Raw genomic sequence first — 18317 nt, forward strand, 5'->3', positions numbered from 1 at the left:
CGGAACTGACGGTTCTTCTGCAGGTGCGTCCTCAGCTGCCGCAGTCGATGTCCCCGCGGGGGACGAAGCCGGGGCCCTCCGGCACAGTCGTGCCCTTCTGGAATGCGGTGGCTGCGGCGCGGGCTCGATCATCGGCGGCCTCATTGAGTTCGTGGTTGTTGTGGCCTTTGACCCACTCGAACTCGACCGTCCGCCCGCTCAGCGCCTCATCGAGGGACGCTAAGAGGTCCTTGTTGAGGACTTCTTTTCCATCGGCCTTCTTCCACCCTTTGCGTTTCCACCCCGGCATCCATTTGGTCAGGGCGTTTGATCACGTACTGCGAATCACAGTATATCTTCAGACTGTCGTCGCACTCGGCGGTCGACCAGAGCAGGTCGAGGACGGCCATGAGCTCGCCGCGGTTGTTCGTCGCGTTCTTCCACCCGCCGGCGTGCCAGGAGGTGTCGTCGATGTACCAGGCCCACCCGGCGGGTCCGGGGTTGCCGAGCGCGGATCCGTCGGCGGCAGCGATGATCGTCAATGGTTCTCCTTGGAAAGTCGGATTCCATTCTTTCACGCCGCATGCGAGTTCTCGGTCCGCGGGGCGGTGATCTCCGCGACCCCGGCACCGGTCACGGTCACCCCGCCCAACGACGATCGCCGAGGCGGGGTGACCTTCTCAGGTCGCCCCGCCTCGGCGATGGTGTCGGGTATCGGATCAGATATTGAAGCCCAGGGCCCGCATCTGTTCGCGGCCGTCCTCGGTGATCTTCTCGGGACCCCATGGCGGCATCCAGACCCAGTTGATCCGGTAGGCCGGCACGATTCCTTCGAGCGACTGTGCGGTCTGATCTTCGATGACGTCGGTCAGCGGGCAGGCCGCCGAGGTCAGGGTCATCTCGATCACGGCGGTGCCGTCGTCTTCGACCGAGAGTCCGTACACGAGTCCGAGATCGACGATGTTGACACCGAGCTCGGGATCGACGACGTCCATCATCGCTTCACGCACTTCGTCGACGCTCGCATTCTGCGGTGCGTCAATGACTTCAGGCATTGTGTTTCTCCTCACGAGCTGCTTGTGATTGGTTGAGTGCGTCCTTGAACGCCACCCACGCCAGGAGAGCGCATTTGATCCTGGCCGGGAACTTCGACACTCCGGTGAACGCCGCGGCGTCCCCGAGTATCGACTCATCCGCTTCCATTGTCCCACGAGAATGCATGAGTTCGTGGAACGCTCCTTCGATCTCGAGCATCTGTGCGACGGACGAATCGGCGGCGAGTTCCGACAGCACCGAGGCCGAGGCCATCGAGATCGAACAGCCGTCACCGGCCCACCGCACCGCGATCGTGCCGTCCTCACGCAGTTCGGTCTCGAGCTCGATCTCATCACCGCAGGTCGGGTTCACCTGGTGCGAATAACCGTGCGGTGACTCTGCGGCGTCGCGGAGCAGTTCGGTGTTGCCGATGCGTGCCCGCGACTGGTCGAGGATGACCTGCTGGTAGAGCTGCTGCATCTGTGTGCTCATCGGTTCGCTTCCCCTCTCATGCGACTCCGAAGAAGGGCCGCACTTCCGCCAGAGCAGAAATGAAGCGGGTGCAGTCTTCGACATTGTTGTACAGGTACGTGCTCGCCCTCGTCGAGGCGGTGACCCCGAAACGGCGGTGCAGAGGCTGGGCGCAGTGGTGGCCCACTCGCACGGCGATCCCCTGCGAGTCGAGATACTGTCCGACATCGTGGGCGTGCACGCCGTCGACGTCGAAAGCCACGGTCCCGATCCGGTCTTTCGCCTCGCCGAGGATGCGGATCCCGGGGATCTCAGCGATCCCGTCGAGGAGGACTCGGGCGAGCTCCCTCTCATGCTCGAGCACATTGTCCAGCCCCACCTCGGAGAGGTAGCCGATCGCGGTCGCGAAGGCCGCCACCTCGGCGACCGGCTGAGTGCCGGCCTCGAACCGCTGCGGAGCTGGCATGAACTCGGTCTCCTCCATGGTCACCGTGGTGATCATGGATCCGCCGGTGAGCACCGGCGGCAGAGCGTCGAGCAGCTCGGACTTGCCCCACAGCGCACCCAGACCAGTGGGTCCGAGCGCCTTGTGCGCGGAGAACGCAGCGAAGTCGATGTCGAGGTCGACGAAGTCCACGGGCATGTGCGGGACGGACTGGCAGGCGTCGAGGACGACGTACGCACCGACGGCGCGAGCCCGATCCACGAGGCGGTCGACCGGGTTGATCGTGCCGAGGACATTGGAGACTTGCGTGAACGCGAGCACCTTCGTCGATTCATCGACGATCGTGTCGAGATCGGCAAGATCAAGCTCTCCCGAGTCGGTCACGGGCAGCCACCGCAGCTGCGCTCCCGTGGAAGCAGCCAGCTGCTGCCACGGCACGAGATTCGCATGGTGCTCCATCTCGGTGACGACGATCGAATCGCCGGGAACGAGGGCGAAGCGCGCCGCGTCCTCTCCCCCGAAGCCGTGGCTGGCCCGATCCATGCCGAGTGCCACGACGTTGAGCGCCTCGGTGGCGTTCTTCGTCCAGCACACCTGCTCCGGGGACCCGCCGACGAGTCCGGCAGCGGCGATCCGCCCGTTCTCGAACGCGTCCGTGGCCTCAACGGCCAGGGAGTGCGCGCCCCGGTGGACGGCGGCATTGCGCTGGCCGAAGTACTCGACGAAGGTATCGATGACGCACTGCGGCTTCTGGGATGTCGCGCCCGAGTCGAGATACGACAGCGGCGACTCCCCGACCCTCGCATCGAGAATCGGGAAGTCGCCCCTCAGACGTGAGAACATCAGACGCCGGCGGTGAAGAAGCGGTCGTAGCCTTCGTTCTCGAGGCGTTCGGCCAGCTCCGGTCCGCCTTCCTCGGCCACCTTGCCATTGATGATCACGTGGACGTGATCGGGCTTGATGTAGTTGAGGATGCGCGTGTAGTGGGTGATGAGCATGATGCCGACGTCGGTGGCGTCCTTGACGCGGTTGACGCCTTCGGACACGATGCGCAGCGCGTCGACGTCGAGGCCGGAGTCGGTCTCGTCGAGGACGGCGAACTTCGGCTTGAGCATCTCGAGCTGCAGGATCTCGTGACGCTTCTTCTCGCCGCCGGAGAAGCCTTCGTTGACGTTGCGCGAGGCGAACGCGGGATCCACACGCAGGTCCTCCATGGCCTGCTTGAGGTCCTTGGTCCAGTTGCGCAGCTTCGGAGCTTCGCCGTCGATGGCGGTCTTGGCCGAACGGAGGAAGTTCGTCACGGTCACGCCGGGAACCTCGACGGGGTACTGCATGGCCAGGAACAGGCCGGCCTTGGCACGCTCGTCGACGGACATCTCGAGGACGTCCTCACCGTCGAGGGTGACCGAACCGGAGGTCACCTCATACTTGGGGTGGCCGGCCAGGGCGTAGGCCAGGGTCGACTTGCCGGAGCCGTTGGGGCCCATGATGGCGTGGGTCTCGTTCGTGTTGATGACGAGGTTGATGCCGTTGAGGATGGGCTTGAGACCGGTTTCGGTGTTGACACCGACATGCAGGTCTTCGATCTTGAGAGTGGACATAATGATCCTTCTTCTTCGGTCTTGAGGTCAGTTCAGGGTGGTGTTCGGGTCGACGAGGATGCGACCTGCGATCTCTTTGCAGTCATAGACCGCGACGGGTTCGAACGCCGGAGGATTCACCGGCTTGCCCGTCGTCAAGTCGAACTGCGAGCCGTGCAGCCAGCATTCGATGGTGCAGTCCTCGACGTCTCCTTCAGCCAAGGACACCTCACCATGGGTGCACAGGTCGTCGATGGCATGGATCGTTCCGTCGGAGTCGCGAGCGATGCAGATCTCGAACTCGCCGACCTCGATGCGCATGGTGCCGCCGGGGGCCACCTCGTCGGTGGCCGCCACGTCGATCATGGTCACAGAACACTCCGGGACAGTTCGTCTTCGATGCGAGCATTGAGCACGTCTTCGATCTCGGGCACCTGGATCTTCTGGATCACTTCGTTGAAGAATCCGCGGACCACGAGCTGACGAGCGACATCCTCGGGGATGCCGCGCGACATCAGGTAGAACAGGTGCTCCTCATCGAAACGGCCCACCGAGGAGGCGTGACCGGCACCGGCGATGTCGCCGGTCTCGATCTCGAGGTTCGGCACGGAGTCAGCACGGGCGCCATCGGTGAGGATGAGGTTCCGGTTGAGCTCGTAGGTGTCGATGTCGAGTGCCTCGGGACGGATGAGCACATCGCCGATCCACACGCTGCGCGCGTCCTTGCCCTGCAGAGCGCCCTTGTAGTGGACGTTGGACTGGGCCTTCGGAGTGTTGTGGTCGATGTAGGTGCGGTGCTCGAGGTGCTGACCGGCATCGGCGAAGTAGAGTCCGAGCAGTTCGGCCTCTCCCCCGGCTGCCGAGTAGCGCACGTTCGTGTTCAGACGCACGACGTCACCGCCGAGAGTGATGTGGATGTGCTTGAACTTCGCATCCTTGCCCACGATCGCATCGTGCTGGCCGAGGTGCTGGGAGCCGTCGTCCCACAGCTGCAGCGACACGAAGGTCACGTCCGCACCATCGCCGATGACCAGCGAGACGAGCTCGGAGTATCGGGCCAGTCCCTCATGCTCGACGACGATCGTCGCCTTCGAGTTCGCTCCGACGGTGACGACGACATGGCCGTGGCCCAGGGCCTCACCGGTGCCGTCGGCGTGGATGATCGCGGCCCGATCGAGTTCGGTGTCCGCGGGGACCGAGTAGTGAGTCACCGCAGAGGCGCGGTTGGCGGCGACGGCCGCGGCGCGATCCTCGGGTTCGAGGATGCCCAGTTCCTGAGCCGACTCGAGCGAGATCTCCTCGACGGACAGACCCTCGGGCAGATCCGACTCGAACTTCAGCTTCGCCTCGGTGGCGGTGTCCTCGAAGAACTCGCTGAACTTGCGCACGGGAGAGAAGCGCCATTCCTCCTCCCGGCCGGTGGGCACGGGGAAGTCGGCGACGTCGAAGCTGCGAGTGCGCGCATCGCGCTTCGAATCGGGCACCTGGACCTCGGAACCGTGCGAGTGTTCCGAGATGCCAAGCGGGTTGGTGGTATCAGTCACAGATTTACTCCTTTGAGTGCAGTGGGCGCTGGATCGGGTCTCAGCCGACCGCGCCTTCCATCTGCAGTTCGATGAGGCGGTTGAGTTCGAGGGCGTACTCCATCGGGAGTTCGCGCGCGATGGGCTCGACGAAGCCGCGCACGATCATCGCCATCGCCTCGGTCTCCTCCATGCCGCGGGACATGAGGTAGAAGAGCTGATCCTCGCTGACCTTCGACACGGTGGCCTCATGGCCGAGTGTGACGTCGTCTTCGCGGATGTCGATGTAGGGGTACGTGTCCGAACGGGAGACGTTGTCGACGAGCAGAGCGTCGCAGAGGACATTGTTCGACGAGCCTTCGGCGCCCGGATGCACGTGGACGAGTCCGCGGTAGCCGGCACGGCCGCCGCCGCGGGCCACGGACTTCGACACGATCGACGAATGGGTGTGCGGAGCGGCGTGGACCATTTTCGCACCGGTGTCCTGGTGCTGCCCCTCGCCGGCGAAGGCCACGGACAGCGTCTCTCCGCGAGCGTGCTCACCGGTGAGCCAGATAGCCGGGTACTTCATGGTCACCTTCGAGCCGATGTTGCCGTCGACCCATTCCATGGAAGCGCCCTCTTCTGCGATCGCGCGCTTGGTGACGAGGTTGTACACGTTGTTCGACCAGTTCTGGATCGTCGTGTAGCGGACCTTCGCATCTTTCTTCGCGATGATCTCGACGACGGCCGAGTGCAGGGAGTCGGTCTTGTAGATCGGAGCGGTGCAGCCCTCGACGTAGTGGACCGAGGAGCCCTCGTCGGCGATGATGAGCGTGCGCTCGAACTGGCCCATGTTCTCCGTGTTGATGCGGAAGTAGGCCTGCAGCGGGATCTCGACGTGGACGCCTTTGGGGACGTAGACGAAGGAGCCGCCGGACCAGACCGCGGTGTTCAGAGCCGCGAACTTGTTGTCGCCGGACGGGATGATCGAACCGAAGTACTCTTCGAAGATCTCCGGGTGCTCGCGCAGGCCGGTGTCGGTGTCCATGAAGATGACACCCTGAGCCTCGAGCTCCTCGTTGATCTGGTGGTAGACGACCTCGGACTCGTACTGCGCGGCGACACCGGCGACGAGGCGCTGCTTCTCGGCCTCGGGGATGCCGAGCTTGTCGTAGGTGTTGCGGATGTCCTCGGGGAGGTCCTCCCATGAGGTCGCCTGCCCCTCGGTGGAGCGGACGAAGTACTTGATGTCGGCGAAGTCGATTCCGGTCAGGTCGGCGCCCCAATTGGGCATCGGCTTCTTGTCGAACAGGCGCAGCGCCTTGAGCCGACGCTTGAGCATCCACTCCGGTTCGTCCTTGAGCTTCGAGATGTTGCGCACGACCTCTTCGCTGAGACCGCGGGTCGCGGTCGCTCCGGCGTCGTTCTCGTCGTGCCAACCGTATGCGTACTGCCCGAGGTCTTTGAGCTCGGGATTCGCATCGATGATCCGATTTCCTGTGTCAGTCATCGTGAACCTCCTTGAGGTCGATCATTGCTGTGGATGAGTGGTCTGGTCAGTTCCGAAGTCGGAATGTGGGTGGTGCACACATGGTCTCCCTGGGCCAACGAGGACAGCCGGCGCACATCGACGCCGAGGTAGTCGGAGAACATCGCGAGCTCTGCTTCGCAGATCTCCGGGTACTCCGCCGCCACGGCCTGGATCGGGCAGTGCCCCTGGCACAGCTGCATCGCCTCCAACGGGGTTCCGGCCGCCACCGGTGTCGACGAGGCGGCGTACCCTTCCCGGGTGAGTGCAGCGGCGAGTGCACGCGAGCGTGACGCCACGGTGGTGCCGCCCCGCTTGTCGAGCTCCGGTCCGAGTCGGTCCCGCAGTCGGCCCACGAGGTCCTCGGTGAAGTCCTCGACTGCCGACTTGCCGTGCTTGTCCTCCATATAGCGCAGGATGTTCACGGCCAATTCGTCGTAGGAATGACTGACCGAATCATGTCCGGCCGTCGTGACCACGTAGTGTCGGGCCGGTCGGCCCCTGCCCGCCTGTTTGCCGGCGAGTTCACGGACCTCGATGAGGCCCTCGCTCTCCAGCGCGTCCAGGTGACGACGGATCGCCGCGGGAGTCAGCTCGAGGGCTTTGGCCAAAGACGAAGCCGTGATCGGCCCTTCGTCGAGCACCGACTGGAAGACCTTCTGCCGGGTGCGGCGATCTTCCGTGTCGTTTGCAGCCATAATCCACCTCCTTGACTAACACAACAATATTGTTGCGTAATTTGTTTCGTAAAACTAGGTGAGCCTAACCACGGCCCGATCCGGCCCCCGCCGCCTGCGGTTTCGACACCTGTTTCGACGCGTCGTAGAATAGCCTGGTGTCATCTCCGGCCCTGACCATTCGCGGTCTCCAATACTCCTACGGCACCCACCGTGTCGTCGACGGAATCGACCTCACGGCCGAGACCGGATCCGTCCTCGGCGTTCTCGGACCCAACGGTGCGGGCAAATCCACGACCATCTCCCTGGCTGTGGGCACCCGCCGCCCCGATGCCGGGACGGTGGCGATCTTCGGACACGACCCCGTCACCGAACACGCCACGACATCGCAGCTGGCCGGGGTCATGCTCCAGGACGGCGGACTGCCGATGAGCTCGAAGCCCCTGCAGGTGCTACGCCATCTCTCCTCCCTGTATGAGAATCCCGTGCCGGTCGACGAACTCGCCGAACCCTTGGGACTCCGTGACTTCGCCGGACGCACGATGCGCCGGCTCTCCGGCGGACAGAAGCAGCGAGTGGCACTGGCCGCAGCCCTCATCGGCCGACCGCGACTCGTCTTCCTCGATGAGCCCTGTGCCGGCCTCGACCCGCAGGCCCGCGAAGTCGTCCACAGCTTCATCCGCGACCTGGCCGACCGCGGGGTCGCGGTCGTCCTCACCACCCACGATCTCGCCGAAGCCGAGGAACTCTCCGACGAAGTCGTCGTCATCGATCGCGGACGGATCATCGCCCAGGGAGCCCCCGAGGAGCTGCGCAGCGCCTCCGCCGGGTCACGGTCGCTGACGATCCGCCTGGCCTCCCCCGTCCCCGCCGCTCTCGTCGCTCGGCTCGCCGAGCTCGGTCCCGCCTCGGCGCAGGACTCACTGATCACCATCGACGGAGCACCGACAACTGAGCAGATCGCAGCCGCGTGCACGGCCATCGCCGAGGCGGGAGCGCAGATCACGGACATCGGAATGCAGAGGCAATCCCTGTCCGATGTGTTCTTCGAACTGACCGGGAGGCCGCTGAGATGACATTCAGGCGCATCATCTCCCAGACGAAATTCGAAACCCTGTCCGTTCTGCGCAACGGCGAACAGCTGCTGCTCTCGGTCATCTTCCCCCTCGGCCTGCTCGTCTTCCTCGCGAAGACTCCCCTGCTCACCGGCCTCGGAGTCATCGACGCAGGCGCCGATCCGCTGTCCATCGCCGTGCCCGGCGCGCTCAGCCTGAGCCTGGCCTCCAGCGCATTCACCGGACAGGCGATCGCAACCGCCTTCGACCGCCGCTACGGAGTGCTCCGGCAGCTCGCGACGACTCCGCTGGGCACGAACGGGCTTATCCTCGGCAAGCTCGGCGCCGTCATCGTCGTCGTCGTCATCCAGTACGCGCTCGTCTTCGCTCTGGCGGCGGCGCTCGGATTCCGGGGACCCGTCGACGCTCTCGGGCTCATCCTGGCCACGCTGTTCGGCACCGCCGCGCTGCTGTCGCTGGGACTGCTCATGGCCGGCACGGTCCGCGCCGAGGCGACTCTGGCGGCGACGAACCTCATCTGGGTGCTCATGGCCGGCGTCGGTGGCCTCGTCATCGCGCATCCGGGAGAATGGGGAACAGTTGTGGGCTATCTGCCCTCCGGTGCGCTCGGCGACTCCATGCGGTCCGCCATCGGAGACGGCGGCACAGACATCAAAGCAATCATCGTGCTCCTGATTTGGGGGCTTGTGGGAACGCTTGCAGCACGCAGGTGGTTCCGTTTCGAATGAGGAGTGAAGTGGTCACCAAGAAGATCCGCATCGCCGCTTGGGCCATGCTCATCGCCCAGGCAGGGATCATCCTGACCGGCGGAATCGTCCGGCTCACCGGCTCGGGGCTCGGCTGCTCCGACTGGCCGAAGTGCACCCCGGATTCGCTCGTGGCCACCAGCGAGATGGGCATCCACGGCGCCATCGAGTTCGGCAACCGCCTCCTGGCCGTGGCGCTGGCGATCCTCGGCGTGGGCATTGCGCTCCTGCTGTGGAAGGGCCGGAAGCAGCGCCCGGATCTGTTCTGGCTCAACATCGGACTGCTGGCCATCGTCCCCGTCCAGGCAGTCGTCGGCGGAATCACCGTGTGGACGAAGCTCAACCCCTGGGTCGTCGCCGGACACTTCGTGCCCTCGGCCGTGGCCGTCGGCGTCGCCGCCTACTTCGTCCGCCGCACCTATGACACGGGCGTCCGCCTGAACATCAAGGCCCCAGCTCCGCTGCCGACATTGGGCTGGATCATCCTCGGCCTCACCGCGATCATCGTGATCTTCGGCGTGCTCACCACAGGAGCCGGGCCACACTCGGGTTCGACGATCTCGACCCGCAACAACCTCGACAACATCTGGATCACTCGCCTGCATGCCGCACCCGTCTGGCTGCTCGTCATCGCCACGATCTCCGCGCTCGTCATCGCACGGAAGAAGGCGCAGACGGCAATGGTCGCGCCGCTGATCGTGCTCCTCATCGTCGAGATCGCCCAGGGAATCATCGGCTACGTCCAGTACGCCCTCGGTGTTCCCGAACTGCTCGTGGCCTTACACATGGTCGGGCTGTCGGCTACGATTGCGGCAAGCGTTGCCGTCCTCGACAGCGCATACCCGAGGAGCACCGATGTCAGTACCGATCGTTCCGTGCCTGTGGTTTCCTGATTGCGCCGAGGAGGCCATGGAGTTCTACTGCTCCGTCTTCCCCGATTCGCGCATCCTCTCCATCGAACGCTATCCCGACGAGTCCCTCGATGAACACTTCAAGGGGATGAGCGGGAAGGTCCTGACCGGCCGGTTCGTTCTCGACGGCACAGAGTTCATCTGCCTCGACGGCGGACCGGCGTTCACATTCAACGAAGCGATCTCGCTGACCGTCGAATGCGCGGACCAGGCCGAGATCGACCACTATTGGTCCAATCTGTCGGCTTCACCCGAGCAGGAACAGTGCGGCTGGCTCAAGGACCGTTTCGGAGTCAGCTGGCAGATCGTTCCCGCGAACCTCGGCGAGCTGATGACCGGTCCGGCACAGACTCAGGCGCTCATGCAGATGAAGAAGATCGTCATCGACGACCTCGTCAACGCCGGCTGAGAATTTGCGTTCCGACCCGAAGCGCAAGGCACAGACGTACAACGGCCCAGTTTGAGCTGGATAGAACTGTTTCAAATCTGTGCTATCCAGCTCAAACTGGGCCGATTGGATCAGCGGGCTCTTCGGCGAGTCACCAGATCCCGGGGATCAGGGTGGGCACGAACGGGTCGATGGCCACCGCCAGGAAAAGCAGCGACAGGTAGGTGATCGATCCGTGGAAGACCTTCATCGCCTTGAGTGAGGTGCCGTCCTTGCCCTGCTTGGCCCGGGAGACCAGCGAGTAGCACGACCACAGGAACCAGGCTCCGGCGCCCACGGCCACGATCGTGTAGACCGGACCCATCGGCGCCACGGGAATGAGTGCGAGCGAGCAGGCGATCATCGCCCACGTGTAGAGGATCATCTGCCGGCCCACGGACGTCGGCGGAACCTTCGACGGCAACATGGGCACATCGGCGGCGTCGTAGTCGGCCTTGTACTTGATCGCCAGCGGCCAGTAGTGCGGCGGGGTCCAGAAGAAGACGACGAGGAAGAGCAGCACGGGCTCCCAGGCGACTCCCCCGGTCACGGCCGACCAGCCGATGAGCACGGGCATGCAGCCGGCGGCGCCGCCCCAGACGATGTTCTGGGTCGTGCGGCGCTTGAGCACGAGGGTGTAGAAGACGGCGTAGAGCAGGATCGCCGAGGCGGTGAGTCCGGCGGTGACCCAGTTCGTGAATCCGCCGAGCCAGAAGATCGAGCCGATGCCCAGCACGAAGGCGAAGGTCAGCGCAGAGCGGGGACTGATCTCACCGGTGACGAGGGGTCGGTCCTTCGTCCGCTCCATCTTCGCGTCGATGTCGCGGTCGACGTAGCAGTTGAAGACCGAGGCCGAGGCCGCAGCTGCGGCTCCGCCGATGAGGGTGTTGATGACCAGCCAGATGTTCGGCATTCCCTGAGCGGCCAGGAACATCACGGGCGCGGTCGTGACGAGGAGCAGCTCGATGACGCGCGGTTTGGTCAGTGCGATATAGGCACTGATGATCGAACGCGGTCGGGTGGAGAGGCTCTGCTCGTCGATGGCCCTCTGCAGAGGTCGTTCACTCTGCTCTTCCCGGTTCTGACGAAGTTTGCTCACGCCCTAGATTCTACCTGTTGTCGAAGTTTTTGCCAGTCGCGCGAAGGCGAGTCGAGTCACTGACGATGCGGACGAGGAAGGCCACTGCAGCACACACGGGAGCCAGCACGACGAGCTGCACGATGAGCACCGAGATGAAGCTCAGCGAAGCGGATTGCAGATCCGTGCCGAGCATGCTGACGTCGACGCAGAGTCCGATGGTGCCGGCGATGATGGAATAGACGAGAGCGGTCGTCCACACCAGCCCGCCGCGTCGCGCGTTGAGCATCACCGCCAACGCGGCGGCGAAGGGCGCGAGCAGAAGCAGTGTGCCGAGCGTCCACAGACCGAGCTCGCCGAGGTCGACGCCGCCGCGCAGCGGCTGCCCGATCGCCGACGATACGGCGACGGTCGCCACGGCGAAGAGCACGGGGCAGGCCGTGCCGATCCGTGAGATCAGCCGACGAATCCCTCGGGTCCGTTCGGCCACCTCGGCGAGGTCGGGCCTCTTGCCCGCCAGCCATTCAGGTCGGCGGTCTCCGCTGTCTTGGGCGGCGGCATCGATCACGGGATCAGCACCTTCGCTCACCCTGTCACCTCTCCTGTGCAGCACGATCTCTTCTCGGTCTGTTCGGCGCACAGCAGTTGTTGAATGTCGAACCACACCTGTGCGCGAGACCACACTCTACCCGTCGGTAGCCCGAATGTCGCGCACCCCGATATTGCGGCAGGTGAACAGGAGCGGCGCTTCCGGCATCCGACGGGTAGAGTTTGAATGCACGCTCTCAGACGAACGAAGGATCGCTCGACGACATGACAACTCTGTCCTGGACTGAACTCGACAATCGCGCAGTCGACACTGCCCGCCTCCTCGCCGCGGATGCGGTGCAGAAGGCAGGGAACGGGCACCCGGGCACCGCCATGAGCCTGGCGCCCATCGCCCATTACCTGTATCAGCACGGACTCACTCACGACCCGGCCGACCCGACTTGGGTCGGCCGTGATCGTTTCGTCCTCTCCTGCGGTCACAGTTCGCTCACCCAGTACGTCCAGCTCTACCTGGCCGGGTTCGGGCTCGAGCTCGACGACCTCAAGGCGCTGCGCACCTGGGGTTCGCTGACACCGGGCCATCCGGAGGTCGGACACACCGCCGGCGTCGAGATCACCACGGGCCCGCTCGGCTCAGGATTGGCCTCGGCCGTGGGCATGGCCATGGCCGCTCGCCGCGAACGCGGACTCTTCGACCCCGAGGCGGCTCCCGGCACTTCGCCGTTCGATCACTCGATCGTCGTGCTCGCCTCCGACGGCGACCTCGAAGAGGGCGTGTCCGGTGAGGCCTCCTCGCTGGCCGGAACACAGGAGCTGTCGAATCTGCTGGTGATCTGGGACGACAACAAGATCTCCATCGAAGACGACACCGCGATCGCCTTCGGTGAGGACACCGCCGCCCGCTACGCCGCCTACGGCTGGCACGTCCAGCACGTCGACTTCACCGCCGGCGATGACTACCACGAGGACATCGAAGCCTTCCACGCCGCCGTCGAGGCCGCTCGTGCGGATTCCCGTCCTTCGTTCATCCGTCTGTCAACGATCATCGCCTGGCCGGCGCCGAACGCACAGAACACCGGAGGGTCCCATGGTGCGGCCCTCGGTGAGGACGAGATCCGGGCGACCAAGGAGGTCCTCGGCTTCGATCCGGAGTCGACCTTCGCCGTCGATGACGAAGTCCTCGCCCACACCCGTCAGGCCCTCGACCGCGGTCGTGCCGCTCACCTCGAATGGGACAAGTCCTTCGCCGAATGGCGCAGTGCCAACCCGGAGAACGCGGCGCTCTTCGACCGTCTGTCCAAGCGCGAACTGCCCGCCGGCCTCGATGCGGCCTTCCCGGTCTTCGAAGCCAGCGAGAAGGGCATCGCCACGCGTGCAGCCTCCGGTCAGGTGCTCAACGCGATCGCCGAGACCATGCCCGAACTCTGGGGCGGTTCCGCCGACCTCGCGGGTTCGAACAACACCCTGATCAAGGGTGAGCCGAGCTTCCTGCCCGCTCACCGGTCCACCGGAGCCTTCTCCGGCCACGAGTACGGACGCAATATCCACTTCGGCGTCCGTGAGTTCTCCGCCGGTCTCGTCGGCAACGGCATCGCCCTCCACGGCGGAACCCGCCCGTACAACGGCACGTTCCTCGTCTTCAGCGACTACCAGCGCCCCGCCGTGCGTCTGGCCGCCCTCCAGCAGCTGCCGAACCTGTTCGTGTGGACCCACGACTCCATCGGCCTCGGCGAGGACGGACCGACCCACCAGCCGATCGAGCACCTCTCCGCGCTGCGCGCCATCCCCGGCCTCGACGTGGTCCGGCCGGCGGATGCGAACGAGACTGCTGTCGCATGGCGGAAGATCCTCGATCGCACCGACGGGCCCAGCGGACTCGTGCTGACCCGGCAGGCCGTGCCGGTCCTCGACCGTGAGAAGTACGCCCCCGCATCCGAAGCCGCACGCGGCGGCTACGTGCTCACCGATACCGGTGACGAGCCCGAGGTGGCCATCATCGCCAGCGGTTCAGAGGTCGCCATCGCCCTCGAGGCCGCCAAAGCTCTGCAGGCGTCGGGCACCGCTGCACGCGTGATCTCCATGCCGTGTCAGGAATGGTTCGACGCCCAGCCGGAGGACTACCGGGCCGCTGTGCTGCCGCGCTCGCTGAAGGCGCGCGTGAGCATCGAAGCCGCCTCGGCGATGAGCTGGCACAAGTACCTCGGCGATGCCGGTCGTGCCGTGTCCATCGAACACTTCGGTGCATCCGCGGACTACCAGACCCTGTACGAGAAGTTCGGCATCACGGCCTCGGCCGTCGTCGACGCAGCCCAGGAATCCATCAACGCAGCAAAGGCGGAAGCATGAGTGAACGTCTCCAGCAGCTCAGCGCAGCCGGAGTCTCGATCTGGCTCGACGACCTCTCCCGCACCCGACTCGAAACCGGGGATCTCGCCCGACTCATCGAGGACTCCTCCGTCACGGGAGTGACGACGAATCCGACGATCTTCGCGAACGCGATCTCGGCAGCGAACGACTACGATTCCGCGATCGCCGAACTCGGTGCCTCCGGTGCCGATGTCGACTCGGCCATCGAGGCCCTGACCACTGCGGATGTCGCCGAGGCGGCCCGCCTGTTCCGTCCGGTCTTCGATTCGACCGACGGTGACGACGGTCGCGTGTCGATCGAGGTCGCTCCCCCGCTGGCCCACGATGCCGCCGGGACCGTCGCCTCGGCGAAGGCCCTGTGGCAACGCGTGGGCGAGCCGAATGCGATGATCAAGATTCCCGCCACCGAGAAGGGGCTGACCGCGATCTCCGAGACGATCGCGGCCGGGATCAGCGTCAACGTCACCCTCGTGTTCTCCCTGACGCGATACCGTCACGTCGTCGAAGCCTTCCTCCAGGGCCTGGAGAAGGCCCGGGCAGCCGGGCACGATCTCTCGACGATCCGGTCGGTGGCCTCGGTGTTCGTCTCCCGTGTGGATTCGGAGATCGATTCCCGGCTCGACGCCATCGAGGATCCGAAGGCCGCAGATCTCAAGGGCAAGGCCGGCATCGCGAACTGCGTGCTCGCCCACGAGATCCACTCGCAGCTGTTCGCCTCCGAGCGCTTCCGGGTCCTCGAACTCGCCGGAGCCCGCCCGCAGCGCCTGCTTTGGGCCTCGACCGGAGTGAAGAATCCCGCCTACGCCGACACGATGTACGTCACCGGCCTCGTCGCTCCGAACACCGTGAACACGATGCCCGAACCCACCCTCGAGGCCTTCGCCGACCACGGTGAGGTCACCGGCGAGATCACGTCCGAGCACTACCGTGCCGCCGACGAGGTCTTCGATGCCCTGGCACGATTGGGCATCGACTACGCCGAGGTCATGACCGTGCTCGAAGAGCAGGGACTGGAGAAGTTCGACGTCAGTTGGACCGAGCTCCAGGAGACGATCCGTACGGCTCTGGACCGCTCATGAAGCTCTCACTCTCGGTACCGGTCGGTGAAGAGTTCGATGCCGAAGCCGCGCGTCTCATCGACGCCGGTCTCGCCTCCCGACTGAGCGCTCAGGATGCCGAACTGTTCGACGGCGCCGCGGATGCCGCGGACCGGATGGGCTGGGTGGATCTTCCGCAGCAGGCCGGGCAGCTGCTCGACGAGATCGAGTCCCTGCGGGCACGCCTGCAGGAGCAGGGTCTGCGCACGATCAGCCTGGCCGGAATGGGCGGCTCGTCACTCGCCCCCGAGGTGATGGCGCAGACGGCCGGCGTCCCCCTCGAGATCGTCGATTCGACAGACCCGAATCAGGTCGCCGAAGCCATCGGCACAGACCTCGAACATACGGTTCTCGTCATCGCGTCGAAGTCCGGAACCACCGTGGAGACGGATTCGATCCGGCGCAGCTTCGCCGCGGCTTTCGACGAGATCGGCGTCGATCCCGCGTCCCGGATGATCGCGATCACCGATCCGGGGACGGAGCTCGAGGCCGTGGCCGCCGAACAGGGCTTCCTCGCGACCTTCCTCGCGGAACCCACAGTCGGCGGACGCTTCAGTGCACTCTCGGCCTTCGGACTCGTTCCCGCAGGTCTCGCCGGTGCGGATGTGCGCGGAATCGTCGATGGAGCCGCTGCGGCCGCCGGAGACCTGTCCGCCGACAGTCTGGACAACCCCGCGCTGCGGTTCGGAGCGTGGCTGAGCATCGCTCACGCCAGGACGACGGAGAAGCTCGTCCTCGCCGAGACCTCCCAGTCAGCGACCGGGCTCGGTGCCTGGGTCGAGCAGCTCATCGCCGAATCCCTCGGCAAGGACGGGCAGGGCATCCTTCCCGTCGTCGTCGACTCCCCCGCGGACATCGGGTTCTCCGACGCACGAGCGGACGCCCTGCTGTGCCTGCTCGGTGCCTCGGCGGATGACACGGAGTTGGGTGCGCCGTCCGGTTTCGAGGCCACGATCGATGGCGGCTTGGGTGAGCTGTTCCTGTTCTGGGAATACGCCACAGCCATCGCCGGATACGGCATCGGCGTCAATCCCTTCGACCAGCCCGATGTGGAAGCGGCGAAGGCGCAGGCCAGGCACCTGCTCGACGGACCGGATTCCGGTACGTCCGAGCAGCCGCAGTTCCGTGAGGGAGCCGTCGACGTCCTCGAGGTCGTCGATGAAGCCACCGATCTCGTCGGTGCACTGCAGGAGCTCTTCTCCCAGGTCGACGAGTACGGGTATGTCGGAATCCAGGCTTACCTCGATCGGATCGCCGACGCCGAGGCGGTGCAGCTGCGTCCGCTCGTGTCCACTCATGCAGGGGTGCAGACGACGTTCGGCTTCGGTCCCCGTTATCTGCATTCGACCGGCCAGTATCACAAAGGCGGTCATCCGAACGGGGTCTTCCTCCAGATCACCGGTGAGGCGCGCACCGATCTGCTGGTCCCCGGCCGCGGCTATGGCTTCGCTCAGCTGCAGCGCGCCCAGGCTGCCGGCGATGCGGCAGTGCTGGTCGAGAAGGGTCGGCCCGTGCTGCGTGTGCATCTGCTTGATCGTGCCCGTGGGCTCGAGCAGCTGCGGGAGGCGATCGAGTCGATCAGCCCGCGCCACCACTTCGGCCAAGACTGATCTGCCGAAACGGCGACTGGCCTGACGAAGCGCACAGAGAAGGACCCCGACCGATTCGGTCGGGGTCCTTCTCATCTGCCCACCTGGCGGTCGCCTCGGTGGCGGTGTTTCACGGTTTCGGCATCAGAAATCGACGAGACTTCAGGAGTTGAACCGGGTGAGGACGCCCAGCAGGATGATGCAGGCGGCCCAGATGATCGCCATCAGCGTCGTGAACCGGTTGAGGTTGCGCTCGGCCACACCCGAGGATCCCAGCGACGAGGACATTCCGCCGCCGAACATGTCGGACATGCCACCGCCCTTGCCCTTGTGCATGAGGATCAGCAGGGTGAGGAAGATACTCGTGAGCACGAGCAGCACGATGAGAATGATGTTCAGGATTTCCACGTCGGATTCAACCTATGTTTCGTCGAGTGTTTCGTCGAATGATGCGTCTGTCAGTCTACTTCGCGACCGCGGCCTTGCACAAAGCGGCGAAGTCCGGGCCGCTCAGGCTCGCGCCTCCCACCAGTGCACCGTCGACATCCGCAGAAGCGACGATCTCGGCCACATTGTCGGCCTTGACCGATCCGCCGTAGAGGATTCGGGTGGTCTGGGCCAGGCTGTCGCCGTACTTCTCTTCGATGCGCGCCCGGATGGCGGAGGCCATCTCTGCGGCATCGGCGGCGGTGGCGGTCTCGCCGGTGCCGATCGCCCACACGGGTTCATAGGCGATGACGAGTCCCGAGAGGTCAGCGGCCTCGAATCCGGCCAGGGATTCGTCGAGCTGTCCGAGAGTGAACTCGACGTGGCTCTTCTCCTGACGCTGTTCCAGGGATTCCCCGACGCAGAGGATCGGGGTGAGTTCGGCCGAAAGTGCGGCCTTGATCTTCGCGGCCACGACCTCGTTGGTCTCATGGTTGTCAGCACGGCGTTCGCTATGGCCGATGACCACAAAGCTGCAGCCGAGGCGGGAGAGGAACGATGCTGCGATCTCTCCGGTATGCGCTCCGGGAGCGTGCTGGGACACGTCCTGAGCACCGTATTTCAGCCACAGCTTGTCGCCTTGGACGAGCGTCTGCACCGAACGGATGTCGGTGAACGGCGGGATGACGACGACTTCGCAGTGGCTGTCGTCGAGTTTGGCGTCCTCGAGTGCCCAGGCGAGCTTCTGGACGGCGGAGATCGCCTCGAGGTGGTCGTGGTTCATCTTCCAGTTGCCTGCCAGCAGCAGGGTGCGGTCGCTCATGGTGTCCG

At 65.0% G+C, this 18317-nt stretch carries 19 protein-coding genes and 1 pseudogene; 7 read left to right on the forward strand and 13 right to left on the reverse strand.

Features of this window, described 5'->3' with window-relative positions; all coding sequences use genetic code 11:
• Nucleotides 1–64: 64 nt before the first annotated feature.
• The 9 genes and pseudogenes from GUY30_RS08940 to GUY30_RS08980 all read right to left on the reverse strand — a co-directional run.
• Nucleotides 65–521 (reverse strand): annotated as a pseudogene (locus tag GUY30_RS08940) (ribonuclease H family protein); the annotation flags it as partial.
• A gap of 177 nt (nucleotides 522–698) precedes the next feature.
• Nucleotides 699–1034 (reverse strand): metal-sulfur cluster assembly factor, encoded by a 336-nt coding sequence (locus tag GUY30_RS08945; RefSeq protein ID WP_025778421.1) that lies wholly within the window; start codon nucleotides 1032–1034, stop codon nucleotides 699–701.
• Nucleotides 1027–1506 (reverse strand): Fe-S cluster assembly sulfur transfer protein SufU, encoded by a 480-nt coding sequence (sufU, locus tag GUY30_RS08950; protein WP_167196408.1) that lies wholly within the window; start codon nucleotides 1504–1506, stop codon nucleotides 1027–1029. The genes GUY30_RS08945 and sufU overlap by 8 nt, the downstream gene beginning before the upstream one ends.
• A gap of 16 nt (nucleotides 1507–1522) precedes the next feature.
• The gene (locus tag GUY30_RS08955; RefSeq protein ID WP_167196411.1) at nucleotides 1523–2773 is read right to left on the reverse strand and encodes a SufS family cysteine desulfurase; all 1251 of its coding nucleotides are present in this window, start codon (nucleotides 2771–2773) and stop codon (nucleotides 1523–1525) included.
• The gene (gene sufC / locus GUY30_RS08960; RefSeq protein WP_167196414.1) at nucleotides 2773–3531 is read right to left on the reverse strand and encodes a Fe-S cluster assembly ATPase SufC; all 759 of its coding nucleotides are present in this window, start codon (nucleotides 3529–3531) and stop codon (nucleotides 2773–2775) included. The genes GUY30_RS08955 and sufC overlap by 1 nt, the downstream gene beginning before the upstream one ends.
• A gap of 27 nt (nucleotides 3532–3558) precedes the next feature.
• Entirely contained in the window at nucleotides 3559–3882 is a 324-nt protein-coding gene (locus tag GUY30_RS08965) for a non-heme iron oxygenase ferredoxin subunit (RefSeq protein ID WP_407645271.1), read from the reverse strand.
• Nucleotides 3879–5054: a Fe-S cluster assembly protein SufD gene (sufD, locus tag GUY30_RS08970; protein WP_167196417.1), complete on the reverse strand. Its 1176-nt coding sequence runs from the start codon at nucleotides 5052–5054 to the stop codon at nucleotides 3879–3881. The genes GUY30_RS08965 and sufD overlap by 4 nt, the downstream gene beginning before the upstream one ends.
• A 40-nt stretch (nucleotides 5055–5094) precedes the next feature.
• Nucleotides 5095–6525, reverse strand: coding sequence for a Fe-S cluster assembly protein SufB (sufB, locus tag GUY30_RS08975; protein ID WP_039207512.1), 1431 nt, complete (start codon nucleotides 6523–6525; stop codon nucleotides 5095–5097).
• Complete coding sequence (locus GUY30_RS08980; protein ID WP_167196420.1) at nucleotides 6522–7241, reverse strand: helix-turn-helix transcriptional regulator; 720 nt, start codon at nucleotides 7239–7241, stop codon at nucleotides 6522–6524. Before GUY30_RS08980 ends, sufB begins: the two co-directional genes overlap by 4 nt.
• A gap of 137 nt (nucleotides 7242–7378) precedes the next feature.
• Between GUY30_RS08980 and GUY30_RS08985 the strand changes: the two genes are divergently transcribed.
• The 4 genes from GUY30_RS08985 to GUY30_RS09000 are packed head-to-tail and all read left to right on the forward strand — an operon-like array spanning nucleotide 7379 to nucleotide 10362.
• On the forward strand, nucleotides 7379–8296 hold the full coding sequence (locus GUY30_RS08985; RefSeq protein WP_167196424.1) for an ABC transporter ATP-binding protein: 918 nt from the start codon (nucleotides 7379–7381) through the stop codon (nucleotides 8294–8296).
• Nucleotides 8293–9024, forward strand: a complete 732-nt coding sequence (locus GUY30_RS08990; RefSeq protein ID WP_167196427.1) for an ABC transporter permease — start codon at nucleotides 8293–8295, stop codon at nucleotides 9022–9024. Before GUY30_RS08985 ends, GUY30_RS08990 begins: the two co-directional genes overlap by 4 nt.
• Before the next feature lie 8 nt (nucleotides 9025–9032).
• Complete coding sequence (locus GUY30_RS08995) at nucleotides 9033–9935, forward strand: COX15/CtaA family protein (RefSeq protein WP_228281209.1); 903 nt, start codon at nucleotides 9033–9035, stop codon at nucleotides 9933–9935.
• Nucleotides 9936–9951: 16 nt separating this feature from the next.
• Nucleotides 9952–10362, forward strand: a complete 411-nt coding sequence (locus tag GUY30_RS09000; RefSeq protein WP_323127742.1) for a VOC family protein — start codon at nucleotides 9952–9954, stop codon at nucleotides 10360–10362.
• A gap of 130 nt (nucleotides 10363–10492) precedes the next feature.
• Here GUY30_RS09000 and GUY30_RS09005 read toward each other — a convergent pair whose 3' ends face one another.
• Nucleotides 10493–11479 carry a heme o synthase gene (locus GUY30_RS09005; RefSeq protein WP_039207502.1) on the reverse strand — a complete coding sequence of 329 codons (987 nt, stop codon included), beginning with the start codon at nucleotides 11477–11479 and terminating at the stop codon, nucleotides 10493–10495.
• 10 nt (nucleotides 11480–11489) lie between these two features.
• Nucleotides 11490–12047, reverse strand: coding sequence for a hypothetical protein (locus tag GUY30_RS09010; protein ID WP_167196436.1), 558 nt, complete (start codon nucleotides 12045–12047; stop codon nucleotides 11490–11492).
• A gap of 224 nt (nucleotides 12048–12271) precedes the next feature.
• Between GUY30_RS09010 and tkt the strand changes: the two genes are divergently transcribed.
• Genes tkt through GUY30_RS09025 form a run of 3 tightly spaced genes read left to right on the forward strand, consistent with a single transcriptional unit; the run spans nucleotide 12272 to nucleotide 17081 of the window.
• On the forward strand, nucleotides 12272–14353 hold the full coding sequence (gene tkt, locus GUY30_RS09015; protein WP_167196439.1) for a transketolase: 2082 nt from the start codon (nucleotides 12272–12274) through the stop codon (nucleotides 14351–14353).
• Nucleotides 14350–15453 carry a transaldolase gene (gene tal / locus GUY30_RS09020; RefSeq protein WP_167196442.1) on the forward strand — a complete coding sequence of 368 codons (1104 nt, stop codon included), beginning with the start codon at nucleotides 14350–14352 and terminating at the stop codon, nucleotides 15451–15453. Before tkt ends, tal begins: the two co-directional genes overlap by 4 nt.
• Nucleotides 15450–17081 (forward strand): phosphoglucose isomerase-related protein, encoded by a 1632-nt coding sequence (locus GUY30_RS09025; protein ID WP_167196445.1) that lies wholly within the window; start codon nucleotides 15450–15452, stop codon nucleotides 17079–17081. The genes tal and GUY30_RS09025 overlap by 4 nt, the downstream gene beginning before the upstream one ends.
• 141 nt (nucleotides 17082–17222) lie before the next feature.
• Here GUY30_RS09025 and secG read toward each other — a convergent pair whose 3' ends face one another.
• Nucleotides 17223–17468, reverse strand: a complete 246-nt coding sequence (gene secG, locus GUY30_RS09030; protein ID WP_167196447.1) for a preprotein translocase subunit SecG — start codon at nucleotides 17466–17468, stop codon at nucleotides 17223–17225.
• A gap of 55 nt (nucleotides 17469–17523) precedes the next feature.
• Nucleotides 17524–18309, reverse strand: coding sequence for a triose-phosphate isomerase (tpiA, locus tag GUY30_RS09035; RefSeq protein WP_167196451.1), 786 nt, complete (start codon nucleotides 18307–18309; stop codon nucleotides 17524–17526).
• Nucleotides 18310–18317 lie beyond the last annotated feature (8 nt).

The organism is Brevibacterium pigmentatum (genome assembly GCF_011617465.1).
Taxonomy (GTDB): domain Bacteria; phylum Actinomycetota; class Actinomycetes; order Actinomycetales; family Brevibacteriaceae; genus Brevibacterium; species Brevibacterium pigmentatum.